This is a genomic window from Vibrio ouci, from assembly GCF_004551525.1.
GTDB lineage: Bacteria > Pseudomonadota > Gammaproteobacteria > Enterobacterales > Vibrionaceae > Vibrio > Vibrio ouci.
On record NZ_SATR01000040.1, the window covers coordinates 1 to 22,090 of the forward strand.

At 45.0% G+C, this 22,090-nt stretch carries 13 protein-coding genes, 1 tRNA gene and 1 pseudogene; 9 read left to right on the forward strand and 6 right to left on the reverse strand.

The features are described from left to right. Positions 1-5: 5 nt before the first annotated feature. A pseudogene (locus ELS82_RS19560) lies at positions 6-9,176 on the forward strand (T1SS-143 repeat domain-containing protein); the annotation flags it as partial. A 49-nt stretch (positions 9,177-9,225) separates the two neighbouring features. Here ELS82_RS19560 and ELS82_RS19565 read toward each other — a convergent pair. Then, on the reverse strand, positions 9,226-9,834 hold the full coding sequence (locus ELS82_RS19565; protein ID WP_134836973.1) for a TetR/AcrR family transcriptional regulator: 609 nt from the start codon (positions 9,832-9,834) through the stop codon (positions 9,226-9,228). 265 nt (positions 9,835-10,099) lie between these two features. On the opposite strand from ELS82_RS19565, the gene ELS82_RS19570 reads away from it, so the two are divergent. Beyond that, positions 10,100-11,347 (forward strand): MDR family MFS transporter, encoded by a 1,248-nt coding sequence (locus ELS82_RS19570; RefSeq protein ID WP_134836974.1) that lies wholly within the window; start codon positions 10,100-10,102, stop codon positions 11,345-11,347. A gap of 31 nt (positions 11,348-11,378) precedes the next feature. Here the strand turns inward: ELS82_RS19570 and ELS82_RS19575 are convergent, their stop codons facing one another. Then, a complete protein-coding gene (locus tag ELS82_RS19575; protein WP_134836975.1) occupies positions 11,379-12,479 on the reverse strand; it encodes a mechanosensitive ion channel family protein in 1,101 nt (366 codons plus the stop codon). 199 nt (positions 12,480-12,678) lie between these two features. Between ELS82_RS19575 and ELS82_RS19580 the strand changes: the two genes are divergently transcribed. Both ELS82_RS19580 and ELS82_RS19585 read left to right on the forward strand, forming a co-directional pair. Beyond that, positions 12,679-13,341: a potassium channel family protein gene (locus tag ELS82_RS19580; protein ID WP_134836997.1), complete on the forward strand. Its 663-nt coding sequence runs from the start codon at positions 12,679-12,681 to the stop codon at positions 13,339-13,341. Next, positions 13,338-14,705 carry a TrkH family potassium uptake protein gene (locus ELS82_RS19585; protein WP_134836976.1) on the forward strand — a complete coding sequence of 456 codons (1,368 nt, stop codon included), beginning with the start codon at positions 13,338-13,340 and terminating at the stop codon, positions 14,703-14,705. Before ELS82_RS19580 ends, ELS82_RS19585 begins: the two co-directional genes overlap by 4 nt. Before the next feature lie 7 nt (positions 14,706-14,712). Here ELS82_RS19585 and ELS82_RS19590 read toward each other — a convergent pair whose 3' ends face one another. Then, positions 14,713-15,153 (reverse strand): DUF2850 domain-containing protein, encoded by a 441-nt coding sequence (locus ELS82_RS19590; protein ID WP_134836977.1) that lies wholly within the window; start codon positions 15,151-15,153, stop codon positions 14,713-14,715. A 409-nt stretch (positions 15,154-15,562) separates the two neighbouring features. Between ELS82_RS19590 and ppnP the strand changes: the two genes are divergently transcribed. From ppnP to ELS82_RS19610, 4 genes are all read left to right on the forward strand, one after another. Then, entirely contained in the window at positions 15,563-15,853 is a 291-nt protein-coding gene (ppnP, locus tag ELS82_RS19595; RefSeq protein ID WP_134836978.1) for a pyrimidine/purine nucleoside phosphorylase, read from the forward strand. A gap of 441 nt (positions 15,854-16,294) precedes the next feature. Further along, positions 16,295-17,065, forward strand: a complete 771-nt coding sequence (locus tag ELS82_RS19600) for a PilZ domain-containing protein (RefSeq protein ID WP_134836979.1) — start codon at positions 16,295-16,297, stop codon at positions 17,063-17,065. A gap of 76 nt (positions 17,066-17,141) precedes the next feature. Further along, positions 17,142-17,321, forward strand: coding sequence for a hypothetical protein (locus ELS82_RS19605; protein ID WP_134836980.1), 180 nt, complete (start codon positions 17,142-17,144; stop codon positions 17,319-17,321). Positions 17,322-17,527: 206 nt separating this feature from the next. Beyond that, on the forward strand, positions 17,528-18,640 hold the full coding sequence (locus ELS82_RS19610) for a tetratricopeptide repeat protein (RefSeq protein ID WP_167489402.1): 1,113 nt from the start codon (positions 17,528-17,530) through the stop codon (positions 18,638-18,640). Between the two features lie 60 nt (positions 18,641-18,700). On the opposite strand, the gene ELS82_RS19615 is transcribed toward ELS82_RS19610, so the two are convergent. After that, positions 18,701-19,399 carry a MaoC family dehydratase gene (locus ELS82_RS19615; RefSeq protein ID WP_134836981.1) on the reverse strand — a complete coding sequence of 233 codons (699 nt, stop codon included), beginning with the start codon at positions 19,397-19,399 and terminating at the stop codon, positions 18,701-18,703. A gap of 317 nt (positions 19,400-19,716) precedes the next feature. Between ELS82_RS19615 and ELS82_RS19620 the strand changes: the two genes are divergently transcribed. Continuing rightward, positions 19,717-19,807, forward strand: a tRNA-Ser gene (locus tag ELS82_RS19620). A gap of 259 nt (positions 19,808-20,066) precedes the next feature. Here the strand turns inward: ELS82_RS19620 and ELS82_RS19625 are convergent. Together ELS82_RS19625 and ELS82_RS19630 are read right to left on the reverse strand one after the other, a co-directional pair. Then, positions 20,067-21,062, reverse strand: a complete 996-nt coding sequence (locus ELS82_RS19625) for a zinc-dependent alcohol dehydrogenase family protein (RefSeq protein ID WP_167489404.1) — start codon at positions 21,060-21,062, stop codon at positions 20,067-20,069. 170 nt (positions 21,063-21,232) lie between these two features. Then, positions 21,233-22,063 (reverse strand): AraC family transcriptional regulator, encoded by an 831-nt coding sequence (locus ELS82_RS19630; RefSeq protein ID WP_134836983.1) that lies wholly within the window; start codon positions 22,061-22,063, stop codon positions 21,233-21,235. Between the last annotated feature and the right edge of the window lie 27 nt (positions 22,064-22,090).

Here is a 22,090-nt window from a genome sequence, read left to right on the forward strand (position 1 = left end):
CTCAAATTACCCAAGCTAACGTCTATGAAGCAGGCTTGGGTGATGGCTCAGGCGTCGGCTCAACAGAGACAAGTGCGAGCGGCACCATCACATTCGAAACAGGCAGCGATACCGTCACAGCACTGAAGGTTGATGTCGCTGAATTTAATGGCCGAGCGGCTGGAGAAGGTATCTTCTCTGCTGGGCAACGAGTGATCTTAGAAGAGAGCTCGGATGGCGTATACCGCGGCTATATCACAGTGACAGAAAACGGCGTCACCAGCCAAGTAGATGTATTAAGTATCACGTTAGACCAATCGAACCTTGGTAACTACTCAGTTACCTTGCTGCAAGAGCTTGACCATAGCGCTCAAGGTCAAGACAACCTAGAAGTTCACCTTCCGGTGTATGCCGTAGACAGCGATAACGACAAGTCACCAAACAGTGACCTAGTGGTTAATGTGGGTGATGACATCCAAGTGGTGGCTAACGGCACGCTCAGTGTTGTCGAACCTGACACCGACAGCTCGGCGCAAAGCAACATTATTGATGTGCTGACGGAAGCGGGTGCAGACCAAGGCCAAGTGACCTCATTCACTTTTGATGGTGATAAATACACCTTAGAGGAAGGTAAAACCGAATACCCAGTGACCGATGGTAAAGTGGTTATCACACCAGACGGCACGCTCTCATTTATTCCAAACAGCAATGTAGACCACTCTTCAAGTGATGAAGTGAAGCACACCATTGTGGTGACCGTGACGGATAACGACGGTGACAGCTTAACCAGCCAGGTAGAGTTGACCATCACTGACGGTAACGATCCGGTTATCACCCAAATTACCGAAGCCAACGTCTATGAAGCGGGCTTGGGTGATGGCTCAGGCGTCGGCTCAACGCAGATAAGTGCGAGCGGCACCATCACCTTTGAAACAGGCAGTGATACCGTCACAGCACTGAAGATTGATGTCGCAGAATTTAATGGCCGAGCGGCTGGAGAAGGCATCTTCTCTGCTGGGCAACGAGTGATCTTAGAAGAGAGCTCGGACGGCGTATACCGCGGTTATATCACAGTGACAGAAAACGGTATCACCAGCCAAATTGATGTATTGAGTATCACGTTAGACCAATCCAATCTTGGTAACTACTCCGTTACCTTGTTGCAAGAGCTTGACCACAGCGTTCAAGGCCAAGACAACCTCGAAGTGCATCTTCCGGTGTATGCCGTAGACAGCGATAACGACAAGTCACCAAACAGAGATCTTGTGGTTAACGTGGGTGATGATATGGCTAAAATTGATGGCTTTGGTGATGGTAGTACCTTTGCCGTCAACGAAGACGATACCATCAACGGTACGTCACCGGGGCAGGCGTTCGCTACAGGCACCTTCGATACCAATCAAGGCGCAGATACTGTCGTTAAGTATGAGCTAACCAATATCAACACGTCTGAAAGTGGTTTGAAATCGGGTGGTGTTGATGTCGAGATCCAAGATGTTAGTGACGCGACTGGACCGACGGTTTATCACGGCGTGGCGAATGGAATTGTGGTCTTTACTCTTGAGTTATTTAGCGATGGTAGTTACATCTACAGCCAAATTAAAGCGCTCGATCATGCTCAAGGCGAAGATAGCTTAACTATCCCATTCGATGTCGTCGCAATTGACCGCGACGGTGATGCTTCCCAGCCGATTCGCTTGCCGATTGAAGTTGCAGATGACAAACCGATATTGAGCGGTACAACAGGTGAAACAACGGTCGATGAAGATGACTTGTCAGGAATTGGCTCTGATCGAACTCAAGATACAGAAATCTCAGGCAACTTTACGGTTACAGAAGGTGCTGATAGCGTTGTCGAATATGAATTAGTTAATGCAGATGAAACGCTAGAGGGACTTCAATCTGGTGGAGAAACACTAGAGTGGGCGCCTGTTTCAACCAGCGGCACAACCTTTACTTACACTGCACAAACTGCGTCAGGTGTGCCTGTCTTTACCATCAAGTTTAATACCTCAGATAACAGCTATACCTTTGAGTTACTTAAACCACTACAGCACCCTGATGGACAAGAGCAAAATACACTCGATATTAACTTCATGATTAATGCCATTGACTTCGATGGAGATAAGAGTGAAGTCATTTCTCTGCCTATAACCGTTGTCGATGATGTTCCTACGCTAAGTGAACAGTCAGTGACGGTTGAAGAAGGTGAAGGCTGGAGCAGTACGGTCAATATGTTTGCCAACCAGACTGATAAAGGCGCCGACAACGCTGCTCTGACCCAGATTGAAGGTACCCAAGACAGCCATGGTGCGCAAATCGTCTTTGGTGATGGCAATGGCGGCTATACCAACGTTGTAGACCTGAACCCAGGTTCTCAAAACCTGTTCGTTTTCGAACAGACAATAGGTTCAGATGGTCAGGTTACCCAGCGCCATATAGGCTGGTTGGTCGTTGATTCTGATGGCCAAGTGACATTCGCTGCTGCTAAAGATCTTGAGCACAGCGGTGAAGAAATCAACTTCACGGTCAATATCACTGCGACGGACGGCGATAAAGATACCTCAGTGGTGCCGCTAGACATCACCATTACTGACCATGAAGCAGAACCAATAGCCCTTAAAGTTACAACCTTTGAAGATGCGGGACGTGATTCGACAATCAACTATGCTCCGGGCGATGCGCCAGAATGGGAAAATGCGCAAGATAATCAAGACGGATTAGCTGATTCTCCAGCTAAGGTCGAGCTATCTGTTGATCTGTTTGATAGAGATAACGCAGAAGACATTGGTCAGTTGACCATTGAAGCAGGTAATCACCGAGGAACCTTCTACTACGAAGATAACGGTGTGTTCTACAAGCTAGAACCTAGTGCTTCTGGCGATATCATCTTTGATGGTTCGGTTCTACAGCAAAGCTTTACGCAAAATGGCAACAATACCATTGCGACGATTGATAACCTCTACTTTGTTCCAGATCGTAATTTCTCGACTGGTGGTAAGGGTGTTGAAATTAACTATCAGTTACAAATTGATAATAATGGCACCATAGATCATACCCTTGATTCTAGCTTTAGAATTGAAATTGAGAGCGTGGCTGATATTGCGATTTGGAGTGATGACAACAGCACCTATCATTACGAAACCGTTGAAGACCAAGGCAATGTTCAGCTTGAACTTCAGGCTGAGACTCAAGATAGCAGCCGCCCAGAAACCATCACTTATGAGCTGAAGATCGTTGAAGGTGAAGGTCACTTTGAGTTGATGATCGGTAATCGTGTGTTAACGCCAGTAAACGGCGTATATGAGATTAGTGCTAGCGATATAAACCGAGTTGAGGTCAATCCAAACGACCATTTCTCTGGTGAAATTCGCCTTGAGGCAACCGCCATCACAACTGAGACACGCAATCCGTATAAAGATGGCAGTGTTGATAAGAGCAGTGCTCAATCTGAAGTCAAAGAGATTGTGATTGATGTTAAAGCGGATGCAGATTCTGGCAGCTTTAGTGTCAGCCGAATTAAGATCAATGAAGACAATATTGCCAATCCAGATATTGACCCGTCGGAGTCTAACTACGACCCATTCACGCTCGATGAAGTGATTCAAATGCAGCCTTCGTTGGATAGCGATGGCTCCGAAACATTACATGTGCGTATATCGGATATTACGGAAGGGGCGACACTTAAATGGGTCGGTGACGGCGACAGCCAGATCTCGACAGTAACAGTGGACGGTGTTACTTACCAAGAAATCCCTTACGACCAGTTGAGTAATGTCGAGGTCATTCCTGATCTGCACAGTAATAAAGACTTTACCTTTGATGTCACTGGTGTGGTTAAAGATACCGCGCAGTTGTCTGGTGGCGTGACTCATGTTGATGAAGAGGTCTTAGGGACTAAAACCGTTAACGTTGAAGTTACGGGTGTAGCCGATACACCGCAGAACAATACGGGTAATACCGGTGATTGGTCTCCATTTGAGGATGGTGACATTTCAGGCGTAGAGACAAAGATTCAGGAAGATGGCGAAGCTGTTCTCAATTTCTCGGTCGTATCGGGTGAGTACGCTCAACGTCCATCGGATAGTTCGGAATCAATTACCGTTTTACTATCTAACATTCCAGAAGGTGTGGTGATAGAAGATGGCAATGGAACTGTCGTCAACCTCAACTTTGCTGGTTACGACGCGCAGGGTAATCCGATCTACGAAGCGAATATGACTGATGTCGATATGTCGTCTGGCATCATCATTCGTCCAGTTGCGTCTTCAACAGAAAATATCCATATCAAAGAAACCCTGATTGTGACTGAAGATGACGGACACTCGCGCACGTTTGAACGTGAGATTCGCATTGAAGTTGAGCCAGTGATTGATACTTCTGCAACTTACAGCAACGCTTCTAGAGGTTACGAAGACAGCGCGATTAATATTGATTGGCATCCAAAAGGTCAAAGTGATTATCCGGATTCTGATGAGCACTTCACTTCGATTGTCATTAGTGGAGTGCCAGAAGGAGCGACAGTAGACGTCAATGGTAACGTAGAGTGGAGCTTTGACAGTGCGACAGGGACACTGACAGTGACACCGTTGGACGGTCAGTTGCCGGCAGAATTTACGCAAATTGCGCTGCAGGATAACTTCATCCAGATCACGCCGCCAAAAGATTCGAGCACTAACTTCCAATTGACGACAGTCGTTGAAATTGAAGAGCGTGACCATGAATACACCAGTGACGATATCGTCGGTGAAGGTGGTCGAGTGACAGCAACAATCAACGGAACCGTCAATGTAAATGTGACGCCTGTAGTTGAAACTGCCGATGATGACAACAAGCTGGTGGTGGAAAACGAAAACAGTGACGTGGTTGGTGATGTAAACAACAAGATTGTTGCGGATGCAGATACTGGCAGCATTAATTTTACTATTAATAGTGCGAAAGATGCGTTAAATAATGAGTTCGTGATCCGTTATGAAGAAACGGATGCGACAGATACCCAGTACGAGTCAACAGAGAATGTTACCCAATTAGTGATTCAGTTTGATAACGATCACCCCGACATAATGGACCAGTTAATAGTGACTGGTGCTGTTTATGAGGGTAATGGACGTTGGGTCATTATTGATGAACAGAATTTCACCATCACAGCGCCGGCAGGATTAGATTTAACACCTGGCAACAGCAATGATGACGATGACAGCCGTTTCAATGATATCGGTTTAACGATTTACGCCCAAGTTGTCGATCAAGGTGATGATGCTGACCCGAATAAGTCTCCTGGCGTTATTGCGGAGCGAGAAACCTCTGTGATTCTCTCATTCCCCGAACATATCAAAGAAGTGGGTAACATAGCTGCTGAAATTGATATCCCTGACAACAGTGTTATCTCGGCGGTGGAAGATACTCAGGTTGATTTGAGCAGCCAACTAAAACCGCTACTCACGGTGAGTGGTGGAGATACCAACCCTGACGTTATTACGATAATTATCGATGATACGTTCACCGAAAATGGGCAGACCTTTAATATCGGCGTTTCTGGTGCCGATGTTGACTTCACTAATGGCACCTATGTTTTTTCGGCAACCCTAGATGCTGCAGGAAATATTGTTGGCCTTGATGGCCTCAAATTGACTTTACCAAAAGACTATTCGGGCGACTTCAAACTACCGATTACTATCATCACAACGGATACGACATCGGGGCACAGTGTCTCGAATGATGAATCGGTCATCATAGAGGTTAATCCGATTGCTGATGTATCTGCGAATAAGCCTAAGTTGTCACTCGATATTGTCGAGTCGCTTGATGACTCAATGAATCCAATCGATCAAACGGGTGGTGATGTTAAAGGCTTTGAAGATAGCTTTATCAAACTCAACCTAGACTACACGCTGGGTGATAAGGTCTCTAGCTCTGATACCCACAATGAGGGTGGTACGGAAGTGATATCGTCGATCACATTGACGATTGAAGATGGTACTCCGGGCCAGTTTTATAACTCAGCGGGTCAACCTTTAGGTACGCAACTGACCTTCAATCAAACCGAGATTGAAAATGGTGCGCTAGACAATATCTTGTTTAGACCGGATACCAATTATCCAACCAAAGACAGCGGCAATACCATAAATATTAAAGTATCGGGTACCATCACAGATACCGCCGTGTTTGATATCAATAGCCCAGAGACTTCGGTATCGCATTCAAAACCATTTGAAGATACCGTCAGCTTTGACGTCGAGCCTGTGGTCGACAATGTGATTGTTTCTGGACCTGGTGCAAGTGATGACACAATTGAAGTCGTGGGCCTAGAAGACACCGAAATTTCACTGGGCAGCACTGCTGATCCAATTTCGATCGAGTTAGCAGATAACGATGGCTCAGAGACATTCGTATCGATTAAATTTACCAATGTACCTGACGGATTCTTACTTGGTGCAGAGCCAGGTAGCGGATATGTAGTTAAAAACAATGGTAATGGTGAGTGGAGCGTTAAGCTTCCTTCTGGCTCTGATACGTCTTTGAGCTTAGATGATATTTTCGTTCAGCCACCAAAACACTTCAGTGGTACAGCAGAGTTCGGCATTACGGTTTATACCCAAGAAGAGCTGTTGGGTGTGCCGACAGAAGCGGCCAATCTGCCGAACTTTAAACTGACAGTGACGCCTGTCGGTGATGCCATCGATGTGGATCCAACTGACAAAGCAACGGGCACTGAAGGGCAAAATGTCGATATCGATATTAACGCGTCTGTGGTTGATGATGCTTTATCTGCGTCTGGTAGTGGAACCTATAGCGAGAATGCGCCAGAAACATTACGCGTTGAAGTGACGAATGTTCCGGCTGATGCCCTTATCTACTATCCAGATGGCGTGACGTTAGCTAGCTATAATGAAGCGACCAAGACTTGGACACTCGATATCGACAAAAATAGTCTCGATAAGATTATTTTTAACTCGGGTGAACACAATACTGATGATGGCAACATCAAAGGTATTGATGGTCCGATTCATATTTCCGTGCAAAGTGTTGATAAAGACGCCAGTGGTGCAGAGTACTTAGGTCCTAAGAGTGAATTTGATGTTGAGTTAGTCATCGACCCAGTCAATGATCAACCGACTTTTGTTGGCGTTTCTGACCTTGAGACTAGCGAAGATGTTGTTGATGGCATTGCAATCAACAATTTCACTATTGCTGATATCGATGTCGAATACGATGACCCTAACGCTCAATACACCTTAACGCTGCAAGCCGATAAAGGTTCGTTAGAGTTCACTGACTTCACTGGTGTGAACTTCGAGTTGCAGCCTGATGGTAGCTTGGTTCTAACTGGCAAACTAGCAGACATTAACAGTGCGCTTACTGCGGGTAACGTTATCTTCAGGCCTGATGCCAACAGCAATGATCTCAATTCTGGCGGCCCAGTAACGGTGACCGCGACAGTCGATGATGGTGGCAATAATGGCGCTGTAGACCCAGCGGATCCAAGCACGTCATCCACCAATCAAACGACATTTGTGATTAATGTGAGTGAAGTGAATGATCAGCCTGTTGCGGGAGACCTTACTCTCAATGATATTGATGAGGAGGGTTCAACCCAAATCACAATGGCTCAGATTATTGCGGCAAGCTCGGATATTGATGGCGATACGTTAACGGTTGATTCTATCTCAGTACCTGCAGAGCAAGGCACGTTGACGCTCAACCCGGACGGTCAATCTTGGACATTTAACGCTGCGCCAAACTTCCATGGCAAAGTAACTATTAGTTATGTGATTGAAGATGATGGCACCACCAATGGCGCGGATGACTTCCTGACCGATAGCGGTGAGATCACCTTTGATGTACTTGATGTTAATGATAAACCAATTATCGATATTGATGATATCACCACGGGTATTGCAGAGTCGGCGGATCAACTGATCAGTGGAATTAACGTATCGGATGTGGACTACGTTGGTAGCCATGCCGATGACCCAATGACAGTGACGATTACGGTCGATTACGGTGTTCTTTCGATCCAGAAACCCGATGGTTCTTCAGTATTAGTTACAGGTGAGGGCAGTGGTAGCTTAACCTTAACGGGCACGCTAAGTGAATTGAATGCCTTGCTTGATACGCCAACTGCGCCGAATGGCTTGTACTTAGATGCGAGCTTAGCACCAACAGACGAGATTCAGTTGGATGTGACGGCTAAAGATAGCTACAACCCTTCAGGCTTGGCATTAGAGGCTGAGCCACAAAGCCATGTTATAGCGGTTACGCCTGTAGCTAATGCACCGATACTAACTATTGATCCGAGTGTAAATCACGTTCGCAACATCACTGCAAGCTTGGCTGCGAGTAACAGTGGAATTGCCTTGGTAGGGGTAATGGCGGCGTTAACTGACTCAACGGAAGTGTTGGCGCTTGAAGTTCACGGTGTGCCTGCTGGCGGTACGTTAACAAGTTCAGTCAGTGGAATCAGTTACGATGCCGCTGAGGATGTCTGGCTGGTGCCTGCAGCTTCTATTTCAGACCTGAAAATAGAAGGGGCGAGTGTCGGTGAGCACTGCTTGTCCTTACGAGCGACGTCGACAGAGTCTAATGGTGATGAAGCGAAATCCGATCCAATTACGGTCAATTTTGCTGTGGTATCTGATGCGAGCACAATCGATAAAGGCGCTGAGTCCAACGATATCCAGCTCCACGGTGAAGGTGAAAATAGTGAGTTAACGTCTGGTAGCGGAGATGACCTGTTAGTCGGCGGTAGCGGCAATGATGTGCTATTTGGCGGAGCTGGGAACGACACTCTAATGGGTGGTGACGGTGATGATATCCTTGAAGGTGGCCTAGGCTCTGACATTCTTGTCGGTGGCACTGGTATGGATACCTTTGTCTGGAATGAAATTGATGATGGTTCTTTGGATACCATTAAAGATTTCAACGTCAGCGAAGGGGATAAGATCGATCTGCGTGAAGTCTTACCTGAGCTTAAATCCGGTTCATTGAATATGGATGAACTACTGAAACACCTTGATGTAGAGGTGGATGGTGACAACGTTGAATTACGTGTTCACCCTCAAGGAGAAGGGACGGAAGATCAAGGTATCTTAGTTGAGAACCTTGTTCACCAGCTTGATAGTGGATTTAGTGGTATGTCCCACGAAGACATGGTGTCATCGTTACTCGAGCACGTGATGATTCACGATAATAACTAACATAAAAAACGCCCCATCAGGGGCGTTTTTTTCTTTTAGCGCAACGAATCTAGCTCGTTTTGTACGTTGCAGCAAAGCTCATCACAGCGTGATCAATCGTGGCTTTGACTTGTTCACAGCTTGGTGGGGGAGTATGAGTGATCAGTTGCGGCCAGAAAATGATCGCTTTAATGCTGCCAATATACTGTTCAATTGCCAGCGGAATATTGGCTATTTCAAGTGCGCCGGCATCAATCCCTTGCTGAGCCCATTTCTGTAGCCCGTAAGAGTCTTCAATCGATTCGAACTTTGAAACTAGAACTTTAGAGGTTTCATGGCAGCGGATGCACTCTGCCATCACCAAGCGTGCGGTGATTTGAAAATCTTCATTATTGATGTAACACATCTGCTTGAGCGTTAATTCAGTTAACTGCTGCTCTATCGGCACTGAAGGGTCAAACTCGACCTCATAATGGTCATCAAAACGACACATGAGCTTATCTACAATCACCTCAAAGAGAGCATCTTTGTTTGGGTAGTATTTGTAAAGCGTGCGTTTTGATACGCCTGCTTGCTTAGAAATACCTTCCATACTGGCTTGCTCAAAGCCTTTTTTAGAAAAAACTTCGATGGCGGATTTGATGATATCTTCTTGTTTTATATCACTTCTTTTTATCATTGCTCATTGTCCAAAATAGATAAAGTAAACGGGTGCGCTTACTCTTTAATTCAGAGTTACCGAAGTATACATCATCGTTTACTTTCTTGGATGGCAAACCTATCCATGACGCCGCAAAACTAGATTATTTTTTAATAACTTAATGCCTTTTCATTATTTGCCCGCTTTTTGCGGGCATTTTTTGATAATCCCTTTCTTTCATACCCACCAAAAGTATACTGTTGCATAACAAATAGATAACAATCGGGCTAGGGAAGGAGGTTCGATGAATAAGGAACAAAGCTTATTTCAGTGGGAACGGGTACAAAGGTTTAATCTTCCTGTTTGGACTGTGCTGGTCGGCGTGCTGATTGCTCGGACTAGTTTTTTCATGGCTTGGCCTTTCTTAGTGGTTTTCTTATATCAAGATTACGGAGCCAGTGCGATTGAAGTCGGTTCCATGCTAGCAGCAGCTTCATTATTGGGATCTGGCGTTGGGCTTTATTCCGGCTATTTGTCAGACAAGTTTGGCCGTAAATGGCTAATGGTGACGGGCTGTGTGATCGCTTTCTTCGCTTACACTGGTATTGGACTTGCTGATCAAATGTGGCAGTTCTACATCCTTGTTCTTATGACGGGATTAATGCACCCACTGATCGACGGCCCTGCGAAAGCTGTATTAGGTGACTACCTTGCAGACCATAAAGACCGAGAACTTGCCCTCAACATCCGTTACTTCGTCTTAAATATTGGTGGTGCTATTGGCCCATTGTTGGGTGTCACGCTGGCACTGGCCAATCCACAAGGCTTATTCCTAGTGACAGGTCTTACTCACCTAGCTTACGCCCTTTGGATTATCTTTGGGATTGAGCGAAAACAGTCTTTGCGAGACAAGATCAAAGAATCGTCGGTACTGCCTAACTTTCGCCAAACTCTTAAAGTCATCAGCCAAGATAAAATTTTCCTTTTGTTGTTGTTGGCTAATTTACTGCTGATGTTTGTATACGCTCAGCTTGAGTCATCGGTACCACAAGTGATTGTGCGTAGCGGCATTGCGGATGCTGCGACGTTAATTGCGATGCTGATGTTCGTTAACACTGCCACTATCGTCACACTCCAATTTCCACTGCTTAAATTGATGGAGTCTTTCCCGCTATTTACCCGCACCCGTATTGGCATGGTGGCGATTGCGATTGGTCAATTAGCCTTTATTGTGTCACCAAATGACTCAGCAGTTGGCTGGGCCATCGCGTGTTTCATTATTAGTGTTGGTGAAGTGATTACCTTCCCAACCATCAACGTACAAATCGACCGTTTAGCTCCATCTCATCTGCGAGGCTCCTATTTTGGCGCGACAGGTATCTACACGTTAGGTTTTGCTATTGGCCCGCTAGTCGGTGGCGCCATGATTGAGTGGCTTGGCTCTACTTGGTTGTTTGGACTGTGCTTTGTGGTGTGTATTGCCATGATTTGGCTCTATTTCGCTGCCGAGAAAGTGGAAGACACGGTTGAGCGGGAAGTGGCACTGCAGTAGCCAGAACATAGGCTACTGCATGATTGCTTGATTAGTTTAAGGCTGGTGGAACTTCAACTTCACCAGCTTTTTGTGGTTCTAGCTGGATAGTCTGAGTAGGGAATGCAATATCAGCGCCGTGAGAGCGGATGATCTCATAGATTTTTAGCAACACATCTTGCTTCACTTCATGGTAGCGAATCCAGTTAACTGTCTTGGTAAAGGTGTACACCAGCAAGGTCAATGAAGACGGTGCAAAGCCGTTAAAGTTAACGATCAGTGTTTGTTTGGTGTCAATATCGCTATGAGTTTCTAGCATTGCCTTAATCTCAGACACAATCAGCTCTACCTTCGCTCCGTCTTGATAGCGAATACCGATATTTTCATTGATACGTCGATTAAGCATTCGAGAAGGGTTCTCTACTACTATGCTACTGAAAACAGAGTTGGGTACGTAGATTGGTCTTTTATCAAATGTGCGGATGATGGTCATGCGCCAACCAATTCTTTCAACGGTTCCTTCAATTTGACGATCAGGAGAGCGGATCCAATCACCGACTTTAAACGGACGGTCGAAGTAGATCATCATGCCACCAAAGAAGTTGGACAGTAGGTCTTTCGCCGCGAGACCGACAATTAAACCACCGACACCACCAAAAGTAAGCAGACCAGACAAGCTTAGGCCAAATGCTTGCATCACCGTCAGAGCGCCAATGACGATAAAGAACAACCTTGCTACCTTAGCGACGGCTTGAACCGTTGTTTCGTCTCGGTTCTGATTGGCGAGTACGTACTCTTCAATATTGTTGATTAAACGCATAGTGATCCAAACAAAGATCCCTATGACGAGTATCAGTTTGAGGGTGCTCAGCCAATTGAGTTTAGAGCCCATGTAGTCTTGGAGTAGAAATCCAGCGGATATCGTGCCAGGCCAACACCAGATAAGCGTACTAATGGGCGTTTTAAGTGCCGCTAAAGTAAGGTCATCCCAGTGGAACTGAGTCTTACTCACCAATATTTCTAAACGGCCATAAATAATACGCCATGCAATCCACGCCAGCAGACTGGCAATAGTGATGAATAGAACATTGGTATCCCAGCTGTTTAACATCTCAGCGATAGATGGAGGTAAATAGGTGAGTAAGTCGTTCATTTTCCAATTCGATTTCATTATTTTGTAGCGTAAGTATAAGTCTTTGCCCATACCCACACTAGCCTCTTTATTGAGTAGCTATTGTTGATATATTGGACAAGGTTAAAACTGTGTCAAGATTTTGGATTAAGTTTGATAACCGAAATCGACAGGCGCACACTTTGACGCTTATCTCCCCCTATCGAAAATAGGAACAATGATGAAATCAGCCGATAAACAGTTTGCTGTAATTGGACTAGGTCGATTTGGCCTTTCTGTATGTAAAGAGCTTCAGCAAGCAGGAGCAGAGGTTCTTGCCGTCGATCTGGATGAAGAAAGAGTAAGAGTCGCCGCGAGCTTTGTTAGTCAAGCGCTAGTAGCCAATTGTACCAATGAAGAAACAGTGGCAGAGCTTCGTTTAAGTGACTACGACATGGTCATGGTCTCAATTGGTGCTGACGTCAATGCCAGTATTTTAAGCACTTTGGTGGTTAAAGAAGCCGGGGCAAAAAACGTTTGGGTAAAAGCGAACGATAAGTTTCACTCAAAAATTCTCCACAAGATTGGTGCCGACCACGTGATTCTGCCTGAAAGAGATATGGGCATTAGGGTGGCGAGAAAAATGTTGGATAAACGTGTTCTCGAATTCCAAGAGCTAGGTTCTGATTTAGCGATGACGGAAATTGTTGTTGGTTCGCAGCTTATGGGTAAGACGCTGGGCGACCTTGCACTTTGTAAAGAGCAAGATGTGCAAGTGTTAGGTTTTAAGCGTGGTCCAGAGATCAATAAAACGCCCGATTACCAGAAGCGACTTGAAATTGGTGATTTGATCATCATCGTTGGCCCTCGTGATACCTTGGCTAAGAAATTGAGTTCATTATGAATCCGTTTTCTCGCACCGACACATTCTATGCGTTAGATTCTGACAAAAAGCAGCGTAAAGGCTCTGAACCGAGAGTCATTTTACTCAGCTTTTTGGGTGTTCTTCTCCCGTCGGCAGTGTTGCTCACGCTGCCAGTTTTTTCTGTCACTGGGCTATCGATTACCGATGCTCTGTTTACTGCAACCTCGGCTATCAGTGTAACTGGCTTAGGCGTTGTTGATACCGGAGAACACTTCACTATCGCTGGTAAAATTCTACTGATGCTGTTGATGCAGATTGGTGGCTTGGGGCAGATGACGCTCTCGGCGGTTTTACTGTATATGTTTGGTGTACGCTTAAGCTTAAAGCAACAAGCGCTAGCGAAAGACGCATTGGGACAAGACCGACGCGTTAACCTTCGCCGCCTCGTTAAGCGTATTATTATCTTTGCCTGCGTGGCGGAGACGATCGGCTTTATGGTACTTGCCTACCGTTGGGTGCCAGAAATGGGCTGGAGTGATGGGCTATTCTACGCGCTTTTCCATGCTATCTCTGCGTTTAACAATGCGGGCTTCGCCCTGTTTTCAGACAGTATGATGAGCTTTGTTGAAGATCCAATCGTTATCTTGACGCTAGCGGGCTTATTCATTTTCGGTGGTTTAGGCTTCACGGTGGTTGGTGACGTTTCGACAAACTGGCGGCGTGGTTTTAGAGCCCTCCAGCTACACACCAAGATCATGTTAGTAGCCACACCTACATTGCTGCTTATTGGCACCTTGTTGTTTTGGGCGTTAGAACAAGACAACCAAGCTACCATGGGAAGTTTAACGCCAAGTGGGCAGTGGCTAGCAGCCTTCTTCCAATCCGCGAGCGCACGTACCGCAGGCTTTAACAGTGTTGATTTAGCGTTGTACACTCAACCTGCGTTATTAGTGATGATCATGTTGATGCTGATTGGTGCGGGATCGACCTCTACAGGTGGTGGTATCAAGGTTTCTACCTTCGTAGTGGCGTTTGTTGCTACATGGGCCTTTTTAAGGCAGAAAAAACATGTGGTGATGTTTAAACGAACCGTTGGTTGGCCAGTGGTAACAAAGTCTCTGGCGATTATTGTAGTTAGTGGGGCAATCCTAACGATTGCCATGTTCTTGTTGATGCTCACGGAAAACGCGAGCTTTGATAAAGTTCTATTTGAAACGATTTCAGCGTTTGCGACCGTTGGCCTGACCGCAGGTTTGACAGCCGAACTATCTGAGCCCGGCAAGTACATTATGATTGTGGTGATGACGATTGGTCGTATCGGGCCGTTAACACTTGCCTACATGCTTGCTAGACCTGAACCAACCTTAGTGAAACACCCAGAAGGTGTAGTTCTGACGGGTTAATAGGGCGTTATTTATTGCCAAAATGATCCGAGAGTGCTGCTCGGCGATGCTTAGCAGCACCTCCTCCTTGCATATCCACTGTGTTTTCATATCCCTCTTTAATGAACCTCTGTGTCGGGCTATTGGGTTCAAGGCGTCTAAGCTGGGGTGAATCAAAGGTTCCCGCGATTTGATAGATGGCTCTTCCGCTACCTGTATGTACCGTTACTCGCTTTCCATCGAACTCAAACTGTGTCGATACTAATCGGTTATTACGAAACACCCCTTGGGAATTGAGCGTCAGTACTTCTGTTTGATATGGCGGCGCTCCCACTTCTATCCAGCGGCCATAAACATGTTTTGGGTGCACATAGTCTTGATAGCTAAAATAAATCAGGCTAGAAAATCCTAGCAGTAATAGAAGAAAGACTAGGATGGCAGCAGTTTTAAAAGCGGAAGTTTTAGTCATAACAGCAGGGACTATCCCATTAATTTTCGATGCTTGGTAACAGTTAAGGTTGTAGGTTATTTACTACCAACACCAGTCAGACTGTAGGATATTGAGTACTAACGCAATTTTGGCCTACAGAATATTGAACCCCAGCCCAAACTTAGGTGCAGGAATTCGCTTGTTTCATTATAGTTTAGTGCTCATTTAGCCTGTTATGGAGTAACAGACGAACTTTTTCATTTGAGTAAATGACTAGTTGATGATCCCCCATTCTGCTAACAAGCTGCTATTTTTCGTTAGACACTCACCCTTTCATCTATAAATCATAAAGTTGCCCCCCAAACGTGGTGAAAATTATCTATTGCTGAATGGCCCCAGTTCGTATAAAACGATCGTTGAAAAATATTTGCTCCAAGGAGAGAGAAGGATGATCAAAGCGAACAGCTATTTTGAAGGACAAGTTCAGTCGTTAGGTTTTACACAACAAGATGGTGACTCTAGCGTCGGTGTTATGGCTGCGGGTGAATACACTTTTGGTACGGCTGCGGCAGAGCGCATGACTGTAGTAAAAGGCGCTTTGACTGTTAAAAAAGCAGGTGAAGAACAGTGGGTGACTTACAACGCAGGTGAGTCATTTAATGTAGAAGCAAATTCATCATTTGACTTACAAGTTGCTGTGTCGACTGCTTACTTATGCGAGTATCTAAGCGCTGAGTAAGTTGTCCGGAAATATCCTCTGTCTCAAAGAGGGTCTTAACGTAAATGACTATTATAAAACAGAGCCCTAGTGGCTCTGTTTTTGTTTCTTTGAATTTAAATCTTTTCCTCACAAGCCGTCTTTTCTTTTAGCACTGCCTGTTTTGATGCCATTTCATTCTCATTTACTAGACTTACTATGGAAGTACTAAACGAAAGTCGCATTGTCAGCAATGTTGGTTAGATTCATGATAACCATTAACACTATATGGTCATTGAGGAACTATTGATTAGCTCACTACTTCCAATGTTGAGTGATTAATATTCTAAATTTGGCTTTAAGTCTCTGAGTCTAATTGCAATTTTTTAAGTGTTAATTTTGGCAATTGTGATCTGTAGACTTTTCGAGTGAGTTCTCAACTATTATAAAGCACATACTGAATTATTTGCATAAAGGTCAATTATGGCAGGACTAGCTGAAAACAAGAATCTGAAGAGCATCGACCTCGCTGCAGAAGAGGATCAACCAGAGCAACATACTGCGGATCAATCGACATCTATCCGTTATGGTGAAGATGCATTTCAGGATGTACTCCCTTTGTGTGAAGTGGCTTGTATCGTGACCACACCCACAGGGAAGGTGCTGAAGTGCCGTACCAAGTATGTGGGCCTACATTCAAATAATGTCCTGCTACTTGAGATGCCAACCGTTACTGCTAAGGAAATGTCGCTGTTCATGCAACGAGGCTATTCCATTAAGGCGTGTGTTATCTCTTCAAAAGGGGAGGGGGCGCGCGTTTACTTTAAGAGTAAAATTGAATACGTACTCAATGGTGGTGATACGGAGCTACTGCTAATCAGTGTGCCAAAATCAACTCAGGTCGTTGTTGGTCTAAGAGCAAGCGCTCGTTTGGAAATCAGCCTCGATGGTATTCTCTCGCCTAACAAGCACAAGTATCCATGCCAGATCAGAGATATCTCGCAACATGGCTGTTTGATCGTGGTCGATCGTACCAAAACGAACTACCGCTTGGGCGCAGTAATAGAACTGACAATCGATGCAAATGGTGCTGAAAGTGATGGTAAGGTCTTAACAGCCATCGTGAAGAATGTATCGAAAACATCCCACTACCATAAATATGGTGTTCAGTTTGATGACGATAGCTTAACTCATGCCGGGGCGCTTATTGATGGTTTGCAGTTCTGTTCACTGCAGCAAAAATTTACGCTGTAGTTCCCTTTCTAAGTCCTGTTAAAAAGGAATCTCGACTAAACTTAATAGTGAGAGTCCTCATTTTGATAAGGAGCGCATGATGGAATTACGAAATGAGCGTGGTGAGAAAACACAAGTTGCTGATAACCTTACGATAAAAGAAGTGCTTGAAATGGGTTACTCTATTGACCTATGCGATGAAGCATTTGATCCGAATGAGCACTGGGTTGCGAGTGCTGATAGCCAAGCAACAAAAGGGGAGTTCCCTGAATCCTAGGGACAAGTTCATGCTACTTAAATCAAAAGAAATCCGAGCTTAGCTCGGATTTTTTGCATTTTTAGAGGGCTATACACCAATATTAAAGAGTCGCGTTGGTATTTGTGCGTCGATTTCAGATATAGGGTATGATGAAAATCCTTAATGATTTGAGCCTGCTGCCGATACAGAAATGTAAACGGTAAAGTATAACGACAAGAGAACGAATGAATATAATTGGTATTGCCATAGGAGCAACAGGGTTGCTTTTACTGGGTATGTTTATGTGGATGCTTGCTCTTTCGCTAAGAAAGAAACGCTTAGAGCAAGAGCGCAAGCAGAAAGCGATCGCTTTTCGTAAAGCGGTAGAGCGAAATCGCCGTCAAGAGCAAGAAGAGCGTGTGGTCAAAGCTGAAGGCGGTGACATCCCGACGATTCTTTATCTTGCTAAAGAAGCTGAACGCAAAAACATCAAAGAAGCTATCTATTGGTATACCAAAGCTGCCAAGCTCGACAGCGTGACAGGAATGTACGGTGTCGTTCGTATTAGTAACAAGATGCAGCAAGATGTTGTCCTAAAAGAACAAGCGAAGTTTTGGCAGACGTGCATCAGTGCTTCTGAAGGGAGCTTGCCGCATAAGTTCGAAATGGCGCAAGCGTTGATTCATGGACGAGGAACAGAGGTCAATACGCCAAAGGCTATCTCTGTAATGGAACAAGCCGCGAAAGAAAACTATGTTGATGCGCTTGTGTTTCTGGGCGACTGGTTTTCACCAGAAAACAATAATGATCCGAACATGTCGACTGCGTACTACCGCCGGGCAACCGAGCTAAAAAGCAACGAAGGTCGCATGAAGCTAGGCTTGAATTATATCAATGGTGTCGGCGTAGCGAGTAACTTTGCTCAAGGTTGTTACTGGTTAGAGCGAGCTGCAGAAAAAGGCCATCTAGAAGCGATGTATAAAGCGGGTGAAGTATGGATGGGGCAGAAGCCTAACGGAAATTCACTCAGCTACATTTGGTTGTTCTTGGCTGCTCAACTCGGTCATGAGCCGTCACGAGTACTGCGTGATCAGGTCGCGCTACAAATTGGTGTAGATACAGTCGTTGGCCTACAAAGCTTATCTAAACCTATGCTGAAAAAGATTCGAGAGAACAAAGTTGGCAAACACTCAATTATCAAAGCATTGAATAAACTGTATAAGCGTAAAATCCCAATTGATGAAAATGGTACGCTGCTTGAGGATTCGTCGATAGGGCGAGTGGAGCCAATCGAACCTGAACAGCCTTCCACTGAACAGAAGCTCGACTTCTCACAGTCGCCAATGGATAAACAGTAAAAAAGAAAAACGCCCGATGACATTCATCGGGCGTTTTTTATAAAGGAATTTTGCAGTGGCTTAAAAGTGCAGTTGAATCACTGAAGTAACAACGGCGCCAGGGCGTCGAACACCTTCAATTTCAACTTTAATTTCGCGTTCAATTTCTAAGCCTTTGCGGATAGGCGTCACTTTAGAAAGAGTGCTGACTGCACGTACGCGATTGTCTGCTTTAACTGGGTAAGGGAAGCGAACCTGATTTAAACCAATATTCACCACCATTTTAGCGGTAGGGAACATGTTTTTATCTGGATCAACGCTGTCAGTTAACTTAGGCAATAGTGCCAGTGTTAAGAACCCATGAGCAATCGTCGTTTTAAATGGAGACTCAGCTTCAGCGCGCTCAGGATCGGTGTGGATCCACTGCATGTCTTCGGTCACTTGACCAAACTGATTGATGCGCTCTTGTGACACATCAAGCCAATCGCCAATATGAATAACATCACCAATTTGTTGTTGAAGCTCTAGGTACAAAGCTTGCGCTTCAGGCTTCATTTCGATTGGTTTTGGCTGCTGCGGAACGACTGGATCTGGTTTTACTTCATCGTTGACTGCTGGAGTGTGAAAATCACGCAGGCGTGTAAACAGATGACGATTATGAGCCTTGTTAACAATCTCTCCCCAGTACTCACGCACTGTAGGTGTCATCCAGTGCATAAACTCTGAATGCTGCTTAGAATTTGTTAGACCGCGATGTTTAAATAAGTCAGCGACTTTCATAAAAACCTCAGATAAAGACTATTCGACTCTGTTAATCCACTAATTTTGAAACAGTTCACACTATTGTGCAATGACTTTCGGGCGTACAAGTGTTATCTGAAAGTGCTTTTTCATAAGTAAATTAATTGGTTATAAATAAAACACTATTTTATTGTAAATGTGTGAGTAGAGCTTTTAGCTTAGATAATGAGGCGGAAATCACGTTGTGAAGAGTGAAGTCCTTCTCAACAACTGCTTAGTTTCTCAGCACTTAAACCATAGGTCGCGAATTAATGCTTTACAAGTTTAGGGCTTATACCTAATATACGTCCCGCAACGGAGAGATGGCTGAGTGGTTGAAAGCACCGGTCTTGAAAACCGGCATACGTTAATAGCGTATCTAGGGTTCAAATCCCTATCTCTCCGCCACATTCAGAAAGCTCGCATTTATTGCGAGCTTTCGTCGTTTTAGACGAATGGAATTGATAGGGATTTACTAAATCCCTCGTTGAGCGCAACCCCGGCACTTAGCCACATTCAGAAAAAGGCCGCTAAGAAATTAGCGGCCTTTTTCGTATTTTCCTACTTGAAAGCGATTTGCCCAATCCTCTCCTTGAATGTAAGTCCAGCGCTTCACTACATTTAGAAACCTCGCATTCAGTTTGGGCTTACGTTGTTCTGAACGTCATCACATAGTCAGAATCACTTTACCTTGCAGCCTTGTTGATTCGTCTTCTATCAATGCTAATGCGGCTTGGTACTGTTCGAGTGGAAGGTAACGAGCTACATCGAACTGTATTTGATTTTCCATGAGGTGTTCTAGCATCTCGGCAAAGATTTGTTTTCGCGTCACTTTACCTATCGACTCTTCCCAATTCCGTAAAAAGAATGTGCTGAAGTTAATGTTGTTCTGCTTCATAAACTGGAAGAAATCAGACTCATAAGGAGCCAGTGAAAGCGTGCCGTAATTAATGTAGCTTCCCGCATTATGTAGAACTTGGATGAGCTCAGTGCCTCTTTTGCCGCCAATAGCATCGAATGCCACATTCGGTTGCGGTAACCCTAGAGCGTGAATCTGAGATTGAAGATCCTGATTAGCATCCAATACTGAGATGGAACGGTATGGGTAACGTTCTGGCGCTGAGCTTATCGCGAGCAAGGTAAAGCCAAGAGAGTAAGATAATTGAGCAAAGATCTTACCTATAGCAGAGTTACCCGCGTTAATGATGACTACATCCTGCTTGGTTAATTTGGCAACCTTGGTGACGATAGCCCAAGCTGTCAGAGCGTTGATGTACAACTGACAGGCGTAGCCATTCTCAAGATGTTCCGGTAATGGAAAGATGTTCTCAGTAAGCGTATCGACATAGGTTTGCCAGGTACCGCTTTTAGCGACCAACACTTTTTGACCAATGTGGAAGGCCGTTTGGTCTATATCGTTGATTTCGACTATCCTCCCGACGGCCTCAAAGCCTGGGACCCGTGGCGGTACATGTGTTCGGCGATACTGCCCAATGCCATAAATCGATAACCGGTCACTTGGGTTGATATTAGTAGCTTCTATTTGTACTCGAACGTTCCCCGCTGCCAGTGGTTCAAGTGCTATTTGCTCTAACTCCAAAGACGAATTTGGAGAGCCAAAACTTAGTTGATTAACGCGTGTATTGGTCTTGATTGAGTTCATCTTATTACCACTGATTTGGATGAGGGAGTCTGGCTGCCCCGAATGAAAGAGGTGTATAACGTTTTTCAGCGGTAGGCGTCAAATTTAAGTAAAGAGAGTCAGGGCGATTCCATTCAATGTTTCAGTGAAAGAAATCGAGAGCAATTTTCTATGTAGAAGTCTTGAGATGACTAAGGGCGCCTTACTCCTCCTTGTTTGCCATTAACGCGAAACTGTTGTGGGGTGACATCAAAGTACGCTTTAAACGCTTTGATGTAAGAAGAGTCGTTTTGATACCCCACTTGATCGGTAATGCTTTGAATTGAACGATCCTCATCTAGCAAAGAGAGTGAGTAAATCAGCCTGATTTGTTGCCGCCATAGCTGAAACGAGGTGTTGAACTCTTTGGAGAACAAGCGTGACAATGTTCGTTCCGATGCGCCGACTTTCTCTCCCCACTGTTTGAGTGAAAAATCTAATGCTGGTTTGTCAGTCAGCGCTTCGAATATCAGTTTTAAACGCCTATCTTGTGGCAGCAGCAATTGAAACGTCTGTACGTTATCTTTCATGATTTGATCGTGCAACACAGCGAGCAAGCGCGACACTTCCTCATCACTCACTAGTCCTTCACACTGGCGGCGTATTTCTTGTAGCAACTCATTCAAGAACGGCGTCAAGGTGATGGTTCGAACTTGATGCTCATATTCAGTACCAAAGGCGGGGTTAAGGTAGATGCCGACAAATGTCGTTTGGCTAAGGGCGATAGATTCATGTTGAATGCCCGCAGGCACAAACAGCGCAGAGGTGTGTGGTACAAGGTGCTGATAGTAATCTGTTTTGGTTTGTAGCAAACCTTTGATGGGGAAGATGACTTGATGCCACGTGTGTTGGTGCATCGCATCGATGTAACCTTTAGGCATGTCGATAGTTTTGACCAGCGCTGGTGAGTGAGGATTTGCTGTCATCATCTCATTTGAGGTCATCACACCAGAGTGAGAATCTATTTGGCGGGTTAGCATTATTAACTGTCCTTACATCCCTATACTGAC